We start from the raw sequence: 15,317 nt of genomic DNA on the forward strand, positions 1-15,317 counted from the left end.
TAACCGCTGTAAATGCCGCAATAGCAGCGTTCCAGCGGTTCCAGAGCGACTCTCTGATGAGTGAGGATTAGTACCATGGCTTACAGCGAAAAGGTCATTGACCACTACGAGAACCCGCGTAACGTCGGCAAGATGAACGCGGAAGACCCGGATGTCGGTACCGGCATGGTCGGCGCCCCGGCTTGCGGCGATGTAATGCGCTTGCAGATCAAGGTGAACGAACAGGGCATCATCGAAGATGCCAAGTTCAAAACCTACGGCTGCGGTTCGGCCATTGCTTCAAGCTCCTTGGCAACCGAGTGGATGAAAGGCAAAACTCTGGATGAAGCAGAGACCATCAAAAACACTCAGTTGGCTGAAGAACTGGCGCTGCCGCCTGTGAAGATTCACTGCTCGGTACTGGCTGAAGACGCTATCAAGGCTGCAGTCCGCGACTATAAGCAGAAGAAAGGTTTGATCTGATCCATTGCGCCCTTATATGGCGCCTATGTGGTGAAGAAACTGGCACGAGGTAAGGAGTCACGATGGCTATCAGCATGACAGAAGCGGCTGCCCGACATATTCGCCGCTCCCTTGACGGGCGCGGCAAAGGTGAGGGGATTCGTCTGGGTGTTCGCACCACAGGCTGCTCCGGCCTCGCCTATGTGCTGGAGTTTGTCGATGAAGTGGGCGAAGACGATCAGGTTTTCGAAACCCATGGCGAAAAAGTGATCATTGATCCAAAGAGCCTGACCTACCTGGACGGCACCGAGCTGGATTTCGTCAAGGAAGGCCTGAACGAAGGCTTCAAGTTCAATAATCCTAACGTACGTGGCGAATGTGGCTGCGGCGAGAGCTTCAACATTTGAGGCCAGTCGTGGGTACTCCTTGTCATTTTGCTTTGTTTGAACTGCAACCGAGCTTCAATCTGGATCTCGATCAGTTGGCTGCGCGCTACCGTGAGTTGGCGCGCGGAGTTCACCCGGATCGTTTTGCCGATGCTTCCGAGCGACAGCAGCGTCTGGCGCTGGAGCAGTCCGCTAGCCTTAACGAGGCCTACCAGACCCTCAAAACGCCATCCAGACGTGCGCGTTATTTACTCGAACTCAAGGGTAATGAGGTGCCTCTGGAAGCAACGGTGCATGATCCCGAGTTTTTGATGCAGCAGATGCAGTGGCGCGAAGAACTTGAAGATCTGCGCGACAGCGCCGACATGGCGGGTATTGCAGCTTTCAAGCGTCGACTGAAACTCGATCAGCAATCATTGAACGACAGCTTCGCTGCTTGTTGGGATGACGTGGCGCAACGTGAACAGGCAGAACGCCTGATGCGGCGCATGCAGTTCCTCGACAAGCTCACTTACGAAGTGCGCCAGTTAGAAGAGCGCCTCGACGATTAACTCCGTGCTTTTCCCATTGCACGCCTGATTACAGATAAGTCCTGATAACGATGGCCCTACTGCAGATCGCCGAACCCGGCCAAAGTCCTCAACCGCACCAGCGCCGTCTGGCTGTGGGGATTGACTTGGGCACTACCAATTCGTTGGTCGCTGCATTGCGCAGTGGCCTTTCCGAGCCTTTGGCTGACGCGAACGGCAACGTCATTTTGCCTTCTGCTGTGCGCTATCACCCTGATCGTATTGAGGTGGGTGAATCCGCCCGCCTGGCGGCTTGCGCCGACCCGTTCAATACAGTGCTGTCGGTCAAGCGCCTGATGGGGCGAGGCTTGTCCGACGTCAAGCAGCTGGGTGAGCAATTGCCTTATCGCTTTGTCGGTGGTGAGTCGCACATGCCGTTCATCGAGACGGTGCAAGGACCTAAAAGCCCGGTCGAGGTGTCGGCGGACATACTCAAGGTGCTGCGCGAGCGTGCCGAGAAAACCCTGGGTGGAGAATTGGTCGGTGCCGTGATTACGGTTCCCGCTTACTTTGACGATGCTCAGCGTCAGGCCACTAAAGATGCGGCCAAACTGGCCGGTCTGAATGTCTTGCGTTTGCTCAATGAGCCGACGGCTGCGGCGGTGGCTTACGGCCTTGACCAGTCGGCGGAAGGCGTTGTTGCTATCTATGACTTGGGTGGCGGTACGTTTGACATTTCTATCCTGCGTCTGACCGGTGGTGTGTTCGAAGTGTTGGCCACCGGCGGCGACAGCGCGCTGGGCGGCGACGATTTCGACCACGCAATCGCCAACTGGATGGTTGCCCAGGCAGGTTTGTCGGCCAATCTGGATCCCGGCACCCAGCGTCAATTGCTGCAAGCCGCCTGCGCGGCCAAAGAAGCGCTGACTGACGCACCAAGCGTGACTGTTACGTTTGGTCAATGGTCAGCCCAATTGAGCCGTGAAGCCTTCGATGCACTGATAGAACCCATGGTCGCCCGCAGCCTCAAAGCCTGTCGTCGTGCCGTGCGCGACGCCAATATTGAAGTAGAAGACGTACAAGCCGTAGTTATGGTGGGTGGATCGACCCGTGTCCCGCGGGTGCGTGAAGCGGTTGCTGAAATGTTTGGTCGTCAGCCGTTGACGGATATCGACCCGGATCAAGTGGTTGCCATTGGTGCAGCGATTCAGGCCGATACCCTGGCGGGTAACAAGCGCGATGGTGGCGAGTTGCTGTTGCTGGACGTTATCCCGTTGTCCCTGGGGCTTGAGACCATGGGCGGCCTGATGGAGAAAGTCATCCCGCGCAATACCACGATCCCGGTGGCGCGTGCACAAGACTTTACCACTTACAAAGATGGCCAAACGGCCATGATGATCCATGTGTTGCAGGGTGAGCGCGAGCTGATCAGCGACTGCCGTTCACTGGCCCGTTTCGAGTTGCGTGGGATCCCGCCCATGGTGGCTGGAGCTGCAAAAATTCGCGTGACCTTTCAAGTGGATGCGGATGGTTTGCTCAGCGTGTCGGCCCGCGAAATGGGATCGGGCGTTGAAGCCAGTATTCAGGTAAAACCGTCCTACGGCCTGACCGACGGCGAAATTGCCAAAATGCTCAAGGATTCGTTCCAGTACGCCGGTGACGACAAGGTTGCGCGTGTGTTGCGCGAGCAGCAAGTCGATGCACAGCGTCTGATTGAAGCCGTGCAGGCCGCTCTTGAGGTAGATGGCGATCGTCTGCTGGATGCCGAGGAGCGCATGGTCATCGAACTGCAAATGCAGGCCTTGTCCGAATTGTTGAAAGGCACCGATGGTTACGCCATCGAGCAGCAGACTAAACGTCTGTCGCAAGTGACCGATGCCTTTGCTGCCCGCCGTATGGACTTGACTGTCAAGGCCGCTCTGGCAGGCCGCAACCTGAACGAAATCGAGGAATAACTGATGCCGCAGATCATTTTTCTGCCACACGCCGAGCATTGCCCGGACGGTATGGTTGTCGAAGCCGAGACCGGTAAGTCTATTCTCGAAGTGGCGCACGAAAACCATATTGAAATCGAAAGCGCCTGTGGCGGTGTCTGCGCTTGTACGACGTGCCACTGCATCATTCGCGAGGGTTTTGATTCGCTGGAAGAGGCTGACGAGCTGGAAGAAGACTACCTTGATCGTGCCTGGGGTCTTGAGGCGCAATCGCGGCTGAGCTGTCAGGCCAAGGTCGGGACTGAAGACCTGACTGTCGAGATACCGAAATACTCGCTCAACCATGCTGCCGAAGCGCCGCATTGATAATGATGCACGCCCTGCCTTGGCATGCCGGCTGTGTCAGGCAAACCTGATATACAGTCGCCCCACGGTTTGGGACAGCATCAGTATTTGCTTATAAAGGAAGTCTCATGAGCCTTAAATGGGTTGATGTGCAGGAAATCGCGATTCAGCTGGCTGAAGCTCACCCAGATGTAGACCCGCTCACGGTCAACTTCGTCAAGCTGCGCAATCTGGTGATGGCACTGCCAGAGTTCGATGACATTCCTGATCGCGGAGGGGAAAAGGTCCTCGAAGCCATTCAGGGGTTGTGGATCGAAGAAGCTGACTAAGCCTGCAACGCACGCAATTATGCAATACCCCGGAACCCGCGTATAATTCGCGGGTTTAATTTTTCGCTTCAATCACTGTTTCTGGAGTTACACCATGGCTGTTCAACGTACTTTTTCCATCATCAAGCCTGACGCCGTTGCTAAAAACGTTATCGGTAAGATCGTTACTCGTTTCGAAGACGCTGGCCTGCGCGTTGTTGCTTCGAAAATGAAGCAATTGTCCAAAGCCGAAGCTGAAGGTTTCTACGCTGAGCACAGCGAACGTGGTTTCTTCGGTGATCTGGTTGCTTTCATGACTTCCGGCCCTGTTGTTGTTCAGGTTCTGGAAGGCGAAAACGCTATCGCTCGTAACCGTGAGCTGATGGGCGCTACCAACCCTAAAGAAGCAGCTGCTGGCACTATCCGTGCTGACTTCGCTGAATCCATCGACGCTAACGCTGTTCACGGTTCCGACTCCGAAGCAGCCGCTGCTCGCGAAATCGCTTACTTTTTCGCAGCTACTGAAGTAACCACTCGATAAGCATCGGCTTGTGAGTGAGGGTGAAGACATGATTGCAACGACTGGCAAAACTAACCTGTTGGGTCTGACTCAGCCGGAAATGGAGAAATTCTTCGACTCAATCGGGGAGAAGCGTTTCCGTGCCGGTCAGGTCATGAAGTGGATTCACCACTTTGGCGTCGATGATTTCGACGCCATGACGAACGTCAGCAAGGCCTTGCGCGACAAGCTCAAGGCCATTGCTGAAGTTCGCGGTCCTGAAGTCGTCAGCGAGGACATCTCCACCGACGGTACCCGTAAATGGGTCGTGCGTGTGGCGTCCGGCAGCTGCGTCGAGACCGTTTACATTCCCCAGGGCAAACGTGGCACTTTGTGCGTTTCGTCCCAGGCTGGCTGTGCCCTGGACTGCAGCTTCTGCTCCACCGGCAAGCAAGGTTTCAATAGCAACCTCACTGCCGCCGAAGTAATTGGCCAAGTGTGGATTGCCAACAAATCCTTTGGCAGCGTACCGGCAACCATCGACCGCGCCATCACCAACGTGGTGATGATGGGCATGGGCGAACCGCTGCTGAACTTCGACAACGTCATTTCTGCCATGCATTTGATGATGGACGACCTGGGCTATGGCATCTCCAAGCGCCGGGTAACCCTGTCCACTTCTGGCGTAGTACCGATGATCGATGAGCTGGCCAAGCACATCGACGTGTCGCTGGCGTTGTCGCTGCACGCACCCAATGACGAGCTACGCAGTCAATTGGTGCCAATCAACAAAAAGTACCCGCTTAAAATGCTGCTTGAGTCTTGCCGTCGCTACATGGCGACCCTGGGTGAAAAGCGCGTTCTGACCGTTGAGTACACCTTGCTCAAAGACGTGAACGACCACGTTGATCACGCGCGTGAAATGATCGAGCTGCTCAAAGACACGCCGTGCAAGATCAACTTGATCCCGTTCAACCCGTTCCCGCATTCCGGCTACGAGCGACCAAGCAACAATGCGATTCGCCGCTTCCAGGAACTGCTGCAAAACGCGGGTTACAACGTAACAGTACGCACTACCCGCGGTGAAGACATTGACGCGGCATGCGGGCAACTCGTCGGCCAGGTCAATGACCGCACACGTCGCAGCGAACGTCATATTGCTTCGATTGAAGCCGATCTGGCGCTTAACGCTGCTGCCCGACCTTAAGAGAGGAACGCTATGACCCTGCGCGTGGCGCTTTGTGTGGTGTTGGTCAGCGTGTTGGCTGGCTGCGTTTCATCGGGTGGATCAAACCCGTTGAGCACCGACAAGGGTCGCGATGCAGCGCGTCAGGCGTATGTGCAACTGGGGCTCGGCTATTTGCAGCAAGGTTTGGCCGAGCAGGCAAAGATCCCCCTGGGTAAAGCGCTCGAGCTCGACAAGCATGACCCGGACACCCACGCTGCACTGGCTTTGCTGTATCAGTCCGAAATGGAACCCGAGCTTGCAGAGAACAGTTACCGTCAATCACTGAGTGCCCGCGCGCACGATGCGCGCACGCTCAATAACTACGGTAGCTTCCTGTTCGAGCAGCAACGCTATCAAGAGGCCTTTGCGCAGTTTCAGAAAGCCTCGACCGATAATCTTTATCCCGAACGCTCCCGTCTTTACGAAAATTTGGGTATAACGGCGCTCAAGCTTGGGCAACCTGATGTGGCTCGCAAGTACCTGGTAAAAGCGCTACGCCTGAATCCAAACCAGCCGCGAGCCTTGCTGGAGATGGCCGAATTGTCGTATCAGGACAAGCAATATGTGCCAGCACGTGAGTATTACGATCGTTTTAGCCTGCTTAGTGGGCAAAATGCACGTAGTCTATTGCTCGGCGCGCGGCTGGCTACTGTCTTCGATGATCGCGCCACACCTGCAACGTTCGGCCAGCAACTAAAACGACTTTATCCCGGCACGCCGGAATATCAGCAATACCTGTCGGAGCAATGATGAAAGCGGCGCAACCCGAAGTTCCAGCAGCGACTCGAGTCAATCCCGGTGAGACCTTGCGTCAGGCCCGTGAGAACAATGGATGGACATTGGCCGAAGTCGCCTTGAAGCTCAATCTCACGGTCAGCTCCCTGAGTAATCTTGAGGCGGGCGCATTCGACAAATTGCCCGGTCATACGTTTGCCCGTGGCTACATCCGGGCTTATGCCAAATTGCTGGGCATGGACCAGGCTGCGCTGGTGCATGAATTTGACGTCTACACAGGGACGGATTCGACCGGCAGCAGCGTTCACAGCCTTGGCCGTATCGAAGAGCCCGTACGTGTTTCGCATACCATCTTGCGTATCGTCAGCCTGATACTGCTGCTGGCTGTAATCGGTGGCGGCTTTCTCTGGTGGCAGGACCAGACATCCATGCGCACAAAGGACCTGATCGGTCTCACGCCTGAACACGTTGAAGTCGAAGGCGCGGACGGTACAACCCAGATCCATCCGCTGGACGAGCCGGAAGATCAAGCCGTCGCTGAAGCGAAAACGGAAGGTGACGCGGCTGTCCCCGTCGAACCTGCAGGCGACCAGACCGGGGCGACAGCTTTAACGCTCCCGGCAGCGCCTGAAGCGGCCGTTGCTGTTGCCCCGGCGCCGGCTATTCCTGCGCCAGTGGCTCAAGCTGCGCCAACGCCGGTTGCTCCAGTAGCGCCTGCCTCTGCGGTCGCTCCCGCCGCGCCAGTGACTGAAACAGCCCCCGCAGTGGCGGGTGCTGGCAAGGTGGGCGTGCAGTACACCGCTGATTGCTGGACTCAGGTCACCGATGCGAATGGCAAAGTGCTATTTGGCGGCCTGAAGCGCAAGGGCGAAAATCTTGAAGTGAGCGGCAAGCCTCCACTAAGCCTGCGTCTGGGTTATGCCCGGGGTGCGCAAGTGACCTACAACGGTCAGGCAGTGGATGTGGCTCCTTTCACCAGTGGCGAGACTGCTCGCCTGAAGCTAGGTCAATAAGTCATGCACGGCGAATCACCAATCAAACGTCGCGAATCGCGCAAAATCTGGGTCGGCTCTGTGCCGGTAGGTGGCGATGCCCCTATCGCGGTTCAAAGCATGACCAACAGTGACACCAATGATGTTGCAGCTACCGTTGCGCAGATCAATCGCCTTGAAGCCGCAGGCGTCGATATCGTGCGCGTTTCTGTACCAGACATGGATGCTGCCGAAGCGTTTGGTCGCATCAAGCAACTGGTCAAGGTGCCATTGGTTGCCGATATTCACTTTGACTACCGCATCGCGTTGCGTGTCGCCGAGCTGGGCGTGGACTGCCTGCGTATCAACCCCGGAAACATCGGTCGCGAAGACCGTGTCCGTGCGGTTGTGGATGCAGCACGTGATCGGGGTATCCCAATCCGTATTGGCGTGAATGCCGGCTCCCTCGAAAAGGATCTGCAAAAGAAATACGGCGAACCGACACCTGCCGCGCTGGTCGAGTCGGCACTGCGTCACGTGGAACACCTTGAGCGCCTGAATTTCCAGGACTTCAAGGTCAGCGTGAAGGCGTCCGATGTGTTCATGGCCGTAGAAGCCTATCGCTTGCTGGCCAAAGAAATCGTACAGCCCTTGCACTTGGGGATCACCGAGGCGGGCGGATTGCGCTCCGGCACAGTGAAATCTGCAGTGGGCCTAGGTATGCTGCTCGCCGAAGGCATCGGCGATACCATCCGTATCTCGCTGGCGGCCGACCCGGTGGAAGAAGTGAAAGTCGGTTACGACATTCTCAAATCCCTGCGTTTGCGTTCCCGCGGGATCAACTTCATCGCGTGCCCGAGCTGTTCGCGCCAGAACTTCGACGTGGTAAAAACCATGAACGAGCTGGAAGGGCGCCTTGAAGATTTGTTGGTCCCCCTGGATGTTGCTGTGATCGGCTGTGTGGTAAATGGCCCCGGCGAAGCCAAGGAAGCCCACGTGGGCCTGACCGGCGGTACGCCAAACCTGATTTATATCGACGGTAAGCCGTCGCAGAAGTTAACGAATGAAAATCTGGTGGATGAGCTCGAAAAACTGATCCGCCAGAAAGCGGCCGAAAAGGTCGAAGCCGACGCAGCTGTCATTGCGCGCGGCTAATCAAACGAATTAAGGATTTTTTGTGAGCAAGTCACTGCAAGCCATTCGTGGCATGAACGACATCCTGCCCGAGCAGACGCCCCTGTGGCGTTTCTTTGAGGGCAAGGTCGCGCGGCTGTTGGATAACTACGGTTACAAACAAATCCGCATGCCGATCGTTGAGTTCACCGAGCTGTTCAAACGCTCAATCGGTGAAGTGACCGACATTGTCGAAAAAGAGATGTACACCTTCGAAGACCGCAACGGCGATTCGCTGACCTTGCGTCCCGAAGGCACCGCGGCCTGCGTGCGTGCTGTACTAGAGCACGGCATCACGGGCGGTGGTCAGGTTCAAAAACTGTGGTACGTCGGTCCGATGTTTCGCCACGAGCGTCCTCAAAAAGGCCGTTATCGCCAGTTCCATCAGGTGGGTGTCGAGGTGTTCAACCTTGACGGTCCGGACATTGATGCCGAGCTGATCGTGCTGACCTGGCGCCTGTGGGGCGAGCTGGGTATTCGTGACGCAGTCAAACTTGAGCTCAACAGTCTGGGCACCAGCGAAGCCCGTGCCCGTTATCGTGCCGCCCTGGTTGAATACCTGACGTCGCGCCTGAGCGAACTGGACGAAGACAGTCAGCGCCGTCTCAAATCCAATCCGCTGCGTGTTCTGGATACCAAGAATGCGGATACACAGGCAGTTCTGGTTGACGCTCCCAAGCTGGTGGACTACCTCGACGAAGAGTCCCGCGTGCACTTTGAAGGCCTCAAGGCGCGTCTCGATGCGGCAGGCATACCTTACGTCATCAACCCGAAACTGGTTCGCGGGCTTGATTACTACAGCAAAACCGTATTCGAGTGGGTCACTGACAAACTCGGCGCTCAGGGCACCGTCTGTGCTGGTGGCCGCTATGACGGCCTGGTTGAGCAAATGGGTGGCAAACCCACCTCGGGTGTTGGTTTCGCCATGGGTATCGAGCGCCTGATCCTGATGCTGGAAACCCTTGAGCAAATCCCTGAAGAAATCTCGCGTCAGGTCGATGTGTACCTGTGCGCCTTCGGTGAAGCTGCTGAATTGGCCGCACTGGCCTTGAGCGAACGTGTTCGCGATCAGTTGCCGAACCTGCGCCTGCAAGTCAATGCCGGCGCGGGCAGCTTTAAAAGCCAGTTCAAGAAGGCCGACAAGAGCGGCGCGTTGTATGCGCTGATCCTGGGCGACGACGAATTGGCCCGGCAAGTGGTAGGTGTCAAACCCCTGCGTGGCCAGGGCGAACAACAAACTATTGCCTGGGATGCTCTTTCAGAGCACTTGGCCACCTGCGTCGTGCAGGGTTGAAGCTGTAAAAACAGCCGATTTATCGAATAAGGAGTGTTGGGGTGTCGAGTAACGATGATGATCAGCTGGGCGAGTTGAAAGACTGGTGGCAGCGCAACGGCAAACCCCTGGTCACTGGCGGCTTGCTGGCGCTGGTGGTGGTGTTCGGCTGGCAGGCTTGGCACAAATATCAGAGCAATCAGTCGCAGGGTGCGTCGATTCTCTACCAACAACTGCTTGAAACCACATTGACGCCCAATGACCAGCCTGACGCTGCGCAAGTTGCGGATCTGGCCAACAAGCTGAAGAGCCAGTACGGCGGCAGCGCATACGCGCAATTTGGCGGTCTGTTTGTGGCCAAGGTCGCGGTTGACAGCGGCAAGCTGGATGACGCGGCCAATGAGCTGAAAATTATCGTCGACAAGCCTGCCAATGCCACGTTGGGCGAAGTGGCGCGTCAGCGTCTGGCCCAGGTTCTGGCTGCACAGAACAAGGTGGATGAAGCCTTGAAGCTGCTGGAAGGTGATTCGGACAAAGCATTCCTGGCCAGCCGTGAAGAGCTCAAGGGCGACCTGCTGGTTCAGCAGGGCCGTACTGATGACGCACGTGCAGCCTACGAAAAAGCCAAGGCGGCGCTCTCGGATGAGGCGGCAGTCGGCGGCTTACAAATCAAGCTCGACGACCTGGCCAAAGGGGATGCGTAACGTGATTCGTTGGAAACATGCAGCATTGCTGGCTCTGGCCATTTTGGCCGCGGGTTGCAGCAGCAACAGCAAAAAAGAACTGCCACCGGCCGCGCTGACCGACTTCAAAGAAGAAGTCGTTTTGCAAAAGCAGTGGAGCCGTTCGATTGGCGATGGCCAGGGCAAAACCTACAACATGCTGGTGCCAGCCGTTGAAGGTAATACCCTGTACGCCGCCGATGTAACGGGTGTCGTGATGGCGCTGGACCGTATGAACGGCGACGTCAAATGGAAAAAGGACCTGGAACTGCCTGTGTCCGGCGCTGTTGGCGCCGGTTATGGCCTGGTCCTGCTGGGTACCCTGCAAGGTGAAGTGGTTGCGCTTGACGCCAGTTCTGGCGAAGAAAAATGGCGCTCCCGTGTTACCAGCGAAGTCCTGGCTCCGCCTGCAACCAACGGCGACGTGGTTGTGGTTCAAACCCAGGACGATCGTCTGATCGGCCTCGATGCCTCGACCGGCGACCAGCGCTGGACCTACGACAGCACGCCGGGTGTTCTGACCCTGCGTGGAACGGGTGCCCCCGTGGTGACCAATCACTTGGCGGTGGCAGGTCTTTCCACCGGTAAAGTGGTGGCGCTGGACACCCGTAATGGCGTACCGGTATGGGAACAGCGTGTTGCCATCCCGCAAGGCCGTTCCGAGCTGGAGCGCATAGTTGACATCGACGGTGGTCTGCTACTGTCCGGTGGCACGCTGTATGTCGCCAGCTATCAGGGCCGCATGGCTGCACTGGAACTTGAAAGCGGCCGTGTGCTGTGGCAGCGCGATGCATCCAGTTATGCCGGTGTCGCACAAGGTTTTGGCAGCGTCTATGTCAGCCTGGCGTCCGGCACTGTTGAAGGCGTCGACGAGCGTTCGACCACCGCTTTGTGGAGCAACGAATCTCTGGCCCGCCGTCAGCTGTCGGCACCGGAAGTGTTCTCCAGCTATGTAGCGGTCGGCGACATGGAAGGCTATCTGCACCTGCTGAGCCAGGTCGATGGGCGTTTTGTAGGCCGTACCCGCATTGACAGCGATGGCCTGCGGGCACGTCCGCTGGTGGTCGGTGACATGATTTACGTGTTTGGTAACAGCGGCAAACTGGAAGCCCTGACCATTCGCTAAGGCGTCTATGCTTGAGGCTCTAGGGCCTCAGGCAGCCTTGCTCTGGCAAGGTTTGCGGCACATTTTGTGCTGTTCCGAACTCTGGCCGCTGCCCTGCAGCGGCTTTTGTATTTTTTGAAATAACGAAGTGGAGAGCCGCATGGTTCCCGTAATCGCCCTGGTGGGCCGACCAAACGTCGGCAAGTCCACCTTGTTCAACCGCCTGACCAGGACTCGCGACGCCATCGTCGGCGACTTGTCCGGTCTGACCCGTGATCGCCAATACGGTGAGGCCAAGTGGCAAGGGCGTTCCTACATTCTGGTCGACACCGGTGGTATCTCCGGTGACGAGCACGGTATGGACGAAAAGATGGCCGAGCAGTCACTGCTGGCTATTGAAGAAGCAGATGTGGTGCTGTTCCTGGTAGATGCCAAGGCGGGTTTCACTGCCGCTGACCAGATGATCGGCGAACACTTGCGCAAACGAAACAAGCGTTCCTACGTGGTAGCTAACAAGGTCGATAACATCGACCCGGACATGGCACGCGCAGAATTCGCACCGTTGGGCATGGGCGACGCAATCCCTATCGCCGGTGCACACGGCCGCGGTATCTCGCAGTTGCTCGAAGTGGCGTTGTCCTCCTTCCCGCGTGACGAGGATGATGCCGAAGAAGGCGAACCTGAAATCGTTCTCGAAGGCGAGGAAGCCAAGCGCATTCCGGGTCCGGGCGAAAAAGACGGTATCAAGATCGCGATCATCGGTCGTCCGAATGTCGGCAAATCGACACTGGTCAACCGCATGCTCGGTGAAGACCGTGTAATCGTGTACGACCAGCCAGGCACTACCCGAGACAGTATTTACATCCCGTTTGAGCGTAACGACGAAAAGTACACGCTGATCGACACGGCTGGTGTTCGCAAACGCGGCAAGATCCACGAAGAAGTTGAAAAATTCTCCGTGGTCAAAACGCTGCAAGCGATTAAAGACGCCAACGTGGTGATCTTTGTCATGGACGCGCGCGAAGGCGTAGTGGATCACGACCTGAACCTGTTGGGCTTTGCACTGGAGGCCGGTCGCGCTCTGGTCATCGCAATCAACAAATGGGACGGCATGACCCCAAGCGAACGCGACTACGTCAAGACCGAGCTGCAGCGCCGCCTGTTCTTCGTTGACTTTGCCGACATCCACTTCATCTCGGCGCTGCACGGCACGGGCGTGGGTAACCTGTACCAGTCGGTGCAGAACTCCTTCAAGTCTGCGGTGACACGCTGGCCGACCAACCGCCTGACTCAGATCCTTGAAGATGCGGTAGGCGAGCACGCGCCGCCGATGGTCAACAACCGCCGTATCAAGCTGCGTTATGCCCACTTGGGTGGTGCTAACCCGCCGATTATCGTGATTCACGGTAACCAGGTTGAGAAGGTGCCGAAGTCTTACGTCCGTTACCTTGAAAACACCTACCGCCGTGTCTTGAAACTGGTCGGTACGCCGATCCGCATCGAGTTCAAAGGTGGCGAGAACCCGTACGAGGCGAACAAAAACTCGTTGACCGACCGTCAGGTCAACAAGAAGCGCCGCATGATGTCGCACCACAAGAAAGCCGAGAAAAAACGCAAAGACAAGCGCTGATAGCGCAACGTCGACGCGTAATGAGAAAGGGTCCCAACGGGCCCTTTTTCGTGCCGGGTGTTTGGGCTATCCTCGGTGAGTCCTGTGCCGCAGTCAGTGCCGGGAACTCAACAGGGAACGGCCATGATAACCAGCAAGTTGCCGAACGTCGGCACTACTATCTTCACGCGCATGTCGCAGCTCGCGACGGAAACCGGCGCACTCAACTTGTCTCAGGGCTTCCCTGACTTTGATGGCCCGCAAGCGTTGCGTGATGCCGTCGGTCAACACATTGCCAGTGGCCACAATCAATATTCCCCGATGACCGGTTTACCCGCGCTGCGTCAGCAAGTGGCTGCCAAAATAAGCCGCAGCTATGGCGTTAAAGTGGATGCGGACGCTGAAGTCACCATCACGCCGGGTGCGACCCAAGCCATTTTCTGTGCCATTCAGGCCGTGATCCATGCGGGTGACGAAGTCATCGTGTTCGACCCGTGTTATGACAGTTACGAGCCTTCAGTCGAACTGGCCGGTGGCCGTTGCGTTCATGTGCCGCTGGCACTGGATGATTTCTCCATCGATTGGCAAAGACTCAGTGAGGCCCTTAGCCCACGCACGCGGATGATTATTCTCAACAGTCCTCACAACCCGAGTGGCGCGCTAATCAGCCGTCGGGAACTGGACCAGTTGGCGAAACTTATCGAAAACCGTGACATCTACCTCATCAGCGATGAGGTGTATGAACATTTGGTGTTCGACGGGGTGCCCCACGTCAGTGTTTTGTCACATCCCGAGTTGTACCATCGCGCATTCGTTGTCAGTTCTTTCGGCAAGACATACCACGTCACGGGCTGGAAAACCGGCTATGTGGTTGCGCCGCCCGCCTTGACGGCAGAGCTGCGTAAAGTGCACCAATACGTCAGTTTTTGCGGGGTGACGCCGCTGCAATATGCGCTGGCCGATTTTATGGCAGCCTGCCCGCAGCATGTCGAAGAACTGCCCGCTTTTTACCAGGCCAAGCGTGACCTGTTTTGTGATTTGTTAAACCCATCGCGCTTTACCTTCAAGCCGGTGGCAGGGACTTACTTTCAATTGGTTGATTACTCCCTTATTCGTCCGGACCTTAATGATGTCGACATGGCCGTGTGGCTGACCCGCGAGCATGGCGTGGCGACAATCCCGGTTTCGGTGTTCTACCAGACCCCGCCCGAAGGGCAGCGGCTGGTTCGCCTATGTTTTGCGAAACGCGAGGAGACGCTGCGTGAAGCAGCAGAAAAACTATGCGTGATCTAAGTGGTTTACCCGATTTAACTGTGGCGCTGGTCCAGACCACACTGGCCTGGCATGACCGTCAGGCCAATTTCGATCATTTCGATGAGCTGTTGCAGCAGGCCGCGGGCGCGGACCTGGTAGTGCTGCCTGAAATGTTCACCACCGGTTTCAGCATGGACTCCAAAGCCCTGGCTGAAGCAGAAAATGGCCCAACTACCCAGTGGTTGCGCGATCAGGCCAAAAAACTCAATGCCGTCGTGACTGGCAGCGTCATTATTGAAGCGGCTGATGGCAGCCATCGCAATCGACTGCTGTGGGCCCGTCCGGATGGTGTCGTGCTGCACTACGACAAGCGTCACCTGTTCCGTATGGTGGGCGAGCACGAACACTTTACCCCCGGTGAGCGTCAGGTTCAGTTTGAAGTGAAGGGCTGGCGAATCAGGCCGTTGATTTGTTACGACCTGCGCTTCCCGGTCTGGAGTTGCGATCCCCATGACACCGATCTGTTGCTTTACACCGCCAACTGGCCGGGGGCGCGGCGTCTTCACTGGAATCGCCTGCTGCCTGCACGCGCCATTGAAAACCTCTGTTACGTCGCTGCAGTGAATCGGGTCGGGGCGGATGGGAAAGGGCTGGTGTACACGGGTGACAGCCATATTCTCGATTTTCAGGGCGAGTCGCTGCTCAGTGCGGGTGAGGCAGATGGTGTGTTTCAAGTCAGCTTGAATGCCGGTGAACTCGCTGCTTACCGTGAGCGTTTTCCGGCTGATCTCGATGCGGATGAGTTCGAGCTGAAAGTCTGAGGGC

General features: G+C 56.9%; 17 protein-coding genes. All 17 read left to right on the forward strand.

Annotated features, from left to right (window positions below; all coding sequences use genetic code 11):
* The first annotated feature begins 75 nt into the window (after positions 1–75).
* The 17 genes from iscU to HBN61_RS16385 all read left to right on the forward strand — a co-directional run bounded on the left by iscU (position 76) and on the right by HBN61_RS16385 (position 15,313).
* The gene (gene iscU, locus HBN61_RS16305; RefSeq protein WP_007929523.1) at positions 76–462 is read left to right on the forward strand and encodes a Fe-S cluster assembly scaffold IscU; all 387 of its coding nucleotides are present in this window, start codon (positions 76–78) and stop codon (positions 460–462) included.
* Positions 463–524: 62 nt separating this feature from the next.
* On the forward strand, positions 525–848 hold the full coding sequence (iscA, locus tag HBN61_RS16310) for an iron-sulfur cluster assembly protein IscA (RefSeq protein ID WP_047273844.1): 324 nt from the start codon (positions 525–527) through the stop codon (positions 846–848).
* 8 nt (positions 849–856) lie between these two features.
* Positions 857–1,378, forward strand: a complete 522-nt coding sequence (gene hscB / locus HBN61_RS16315; RefSeq protein ID WP_094993091.1) for a co-chaperone HscB — start codon at positions 857–859, stop codon at positions 1,376–1,378.
* Between the two features lie 50 nt (positions 1,379–1,428).
* Entirely contained in the window at positions 1,429–3,291 is a 1,863-nt protein-coding gene (hscA, locus tag HBN61_RS16320; RefSeq protein WP_169963141.1) for a Fe-S protein assembly chaperone HscA, read from the forward strand.
* A gap of 3 nt (positions 3,292–3,294) precedes the next feature.
* Positions 3,295–3,636 (forward strand): ISC system 2Fe-2S type ferredoxin, encoded by a 342-nt coding sequence (gene fdx, locus HBN61_RS16325; protein WP_094993093.1) that lies wholly within the window; start codon positions 3,295–3,297, stop codon positions 3,634–3,636.
* Positions 3,637–3,743: 107 nt separating this feature from the next.
* On the forward strand, positions 3,744–3,944 hold the full coding sequence (gene iscX, locus HBN61_RS16330; protein ID WP_003443363.1) for a Fe-S cluster assembly protein IscX: 201 nt from the start codon (positions 3,744–3,746) through the stop codon (positions 3,942–3,944).
* A 94-nt stretch (positions 3,945–4,038) separates the two neighbouring features.
* A complete protein-coding gene (gene ndk, locus HBN61_RS16335) occupies positions 4,039–4,464 on the forward strand; it encodes a nucleoside-diphosphate kinase (RefSeq protein WP_047273854.1) in 426 nt (141 codons plus the stop codon).
* Between the two features lie 28 nt (positions 4,465–4,492).
* The gene (gene rlmN / locus HBN61_RS16340) at positions 4,493–5,629 is read left to right on the forward strand and encodes a dual-specificity RNA methyltransferase RlmN (protein ID WP_094993094.1); all 1,137 of its coding nucleotides are present in this window, start codon (positions 4,493–4,495) and stop codon (positions 5,627–5,629) included.
* A gap of 12 nt (positions 5,630–5,641) precedes the next feature.
* Positions 5,642–6,400: a type IV pilus biogenesis/stability protein PilW gene (gene pilW, locus HBN61_RS16345; protein WP_170047209.1), complete on the forward strand. Its 759-nt coding sequence runs from the start codon at positions 5,642–5,644 to the stop codon at positions 6,398–6,400.
* Positions 6,400–7,398 (forward strand): RodZ domain-containing protein, encoded by a 999-nt coding sequence (locus HBN61_RS16350; RefSeq protein WP_169963145.1) that lies wholly within the window; start codon positions 6,400–6,402, stop codon positions 7,396–7,398. Before pilW ends, HBN61_RS16350 begins: the two co-directional genes overlap by 1 nt.
* A 3-nt stretch (positions 7,399–7,401) precedes the next feature.
* Positions 7,402–8,511 (forward strand): flavodoxin-dependent (E)-4-hydroxy-3-methylbut-2-enyl-diphosphate synthase, encoded by a 1,110-nt coding sequence (ispG, locus tag HBN61_RS16355; protein ID WP_169963147.1) that lies wholly within the window; start codon positions 7,402–7,404, stop codon positions 8,509–8,511.
* Between the two features lie 22 nt (positions 8,512–8,533).
* Entirely contained in the window at positions 8,534–9,823 is a 1,290-nt protein-coding gene (hisS, locus tag HBN61_RS16360) for a histidine--tRNA ligase (RefSeq protein ID WP_047273862.1), read from the forward strand.
* Positions 9,824–9,864: 41 nt separating this feature from the next.
* Positions 9,865–10,506: a tetratricopeptide repeat protein gene (locus HBN61_RS16365; protein ID WP_170047211.1), complete on the forward strand. Its 642-nt coding sequence runs from the start codon at positions 9,865–9,867 to the stop codon at positions 10,504–10,506.
* Positions 10,499–11,650 carry an outer membrane protein assembly factor BamB gene (gene bamB, locus HBN61_RS16370; protein WP_094993099.1) on the forward strand — a complete coding sequence of 384 codons (1,152 nt, stop codon included), beginning with the start codon at positions 10,499–10,501 and terminating at the stop codon, positions 11,648–11,650. The genes HBN61_RS16365 and bamB overlap by 8 nt, the downstream gene beginning before the upstream one ends.
* 139 nt (positions 11,651–11,789) lie before the next feature.
* On the forward strand, positions 11,790–13,259 hold the full coding sequence (der, locus tag HBN61_RS16375; protein WP_047273868.1) for a ribosome biogenesis GTPase Der: 1,470 nt from the start codon (positions 11,790–11,792) through the stop codon (positions 13,257–13,259).
* 123 nt (positions 13,260–13,382) lie between these two features.
* Entirely contained in the window at positions 13,383–14,531 is a 1,149-nt protein-coding gene (locus HBN61_RS16380) for a pyridoxal phosphate-dependent aminotransferase (protein WP_094993100.1), read from the forward strand.
* Positions 14,519–15,313 (forward strand): amidohydrolase, encoded by a 795-nt coding sequence (locus HBN61_RS16385; RefSeq protein ID WP_094993111.1) that lies wholly within the window; start codon positions 14,519–14,521, stop codon positions 15,311–15,313. The genes HBN61_RS16380 and HBN61_RS16385 overlap by 13 nt, the downstream gene beginning before the upstream one ends.
* Positions 15,314–15,317: the final 4 nt, after the last annotated feature.

It is taken from the genome of Pseudomonas sp. WS 5071, assembly GCF_012985765.1.
Classification (GTDB): Bacteria; Pseudomonadota; Gammaproteobacteria; order Pseudomonadales; family Pseudomonadaceae; genus Aquipseudomonas; species Aquipseudomonas lundensis_A.

Excerpts from the sequence above, each read along its gene's own strand:
- iscU (WP_007929523.1), top strand. The coding sequence starts at position 76 with ATGGCTTACAGCGAAAAGGTCATTGACCACTACGAGAACCCGCGTAAC.
- iscA (WP_047273844.1), top strand. The coding sequence starts at position 525 with ATGGCTATCAGCATGACAGAAGCGGCTGCCCGACATATTCGCCGCTCC.
- hscA (WP_169963141.1), top strand. The coding sequence starts at position 1,429 with ATGGCCCTACTGCAGATCGCCGAACCCGGCCAAAGTCCTCAACCGCAC.
- fdx (WP_094993093.1), top strand. The coding sequence starts at position 3,295 with ATGCCGCAGATCATTTTTCTGCCACACGCCGAGCATTGCCCGGACGGT.
- iscX (WP_003443363.1), top strand. The coding sequence starts at position 3,744 with ATGAGCCTTAAATGGGTTGATGTGCAGGAAATCGCGATTCAGCTGGCT.
- ndk (WP_047273854.1), top strand. The coding sequence starts at position 4,039 with ATGGCTGTTCAACGTACTTTTTCCATCATCAAGCCTGACGCCGTTGCT.
- rlmN (WP_094993094.1), top strand. The coding sequence starts at position 4,493 with ATGATTGCAACGACTGGCAAAACTAACCTGTTGGGTCTGACTCAGCCG.
- pilW (WP_170047209.1), top strand. The coding sequence starts at position 5,642 with ATGACCCTGCGCGTGGCGCTTTGTGTGGTGTTGGTCAGCGTGTTGGCT.
- HBN61_RS16350 (WP_169963145.1), top strand. The coding sequence starts at position 6,400 with ATGAAAGCGGCGCAACCCGAAGTTCCAGCAGCGACTCGAGTCAATCCC.
- ispG (WP_169963147.1), top strand. The coding sequence starts at position 7,402 with ATGCACGGCGAATCACCAATCAAACGTCGCGAATCGCGCAAAATCTGG.
- bamB (WP_094993099.1), top strand. The coding sequence starts at position 10,499 with ATGCGTAACGTGATTCGTTGGAAACATGCAGCATTGCTGGCTCTGGCC.
- der (WP_047273868.1), top strand. The coding sequence starts at position 11,790 with ATGGTTCCCGTAATCGCCCTGGTGGGCCGACCAAACGTCGGCAAGTCC.
- HBN61_RS16380 (WP_094993100.1), top strand. The coding sequence starts at position 13,383 with ATGATAACCAGCAAGTTGCCGAACGTCGGCACTACTATCTTCACGCGC.
- HBN61_RS16385 (WP_094993111.1), top strand. The coding sequence starts at position 14,519 with ATGCGTGATCTAAGTGGTTTACCCGATTTAACTGTGGCGCTGGTCCAG.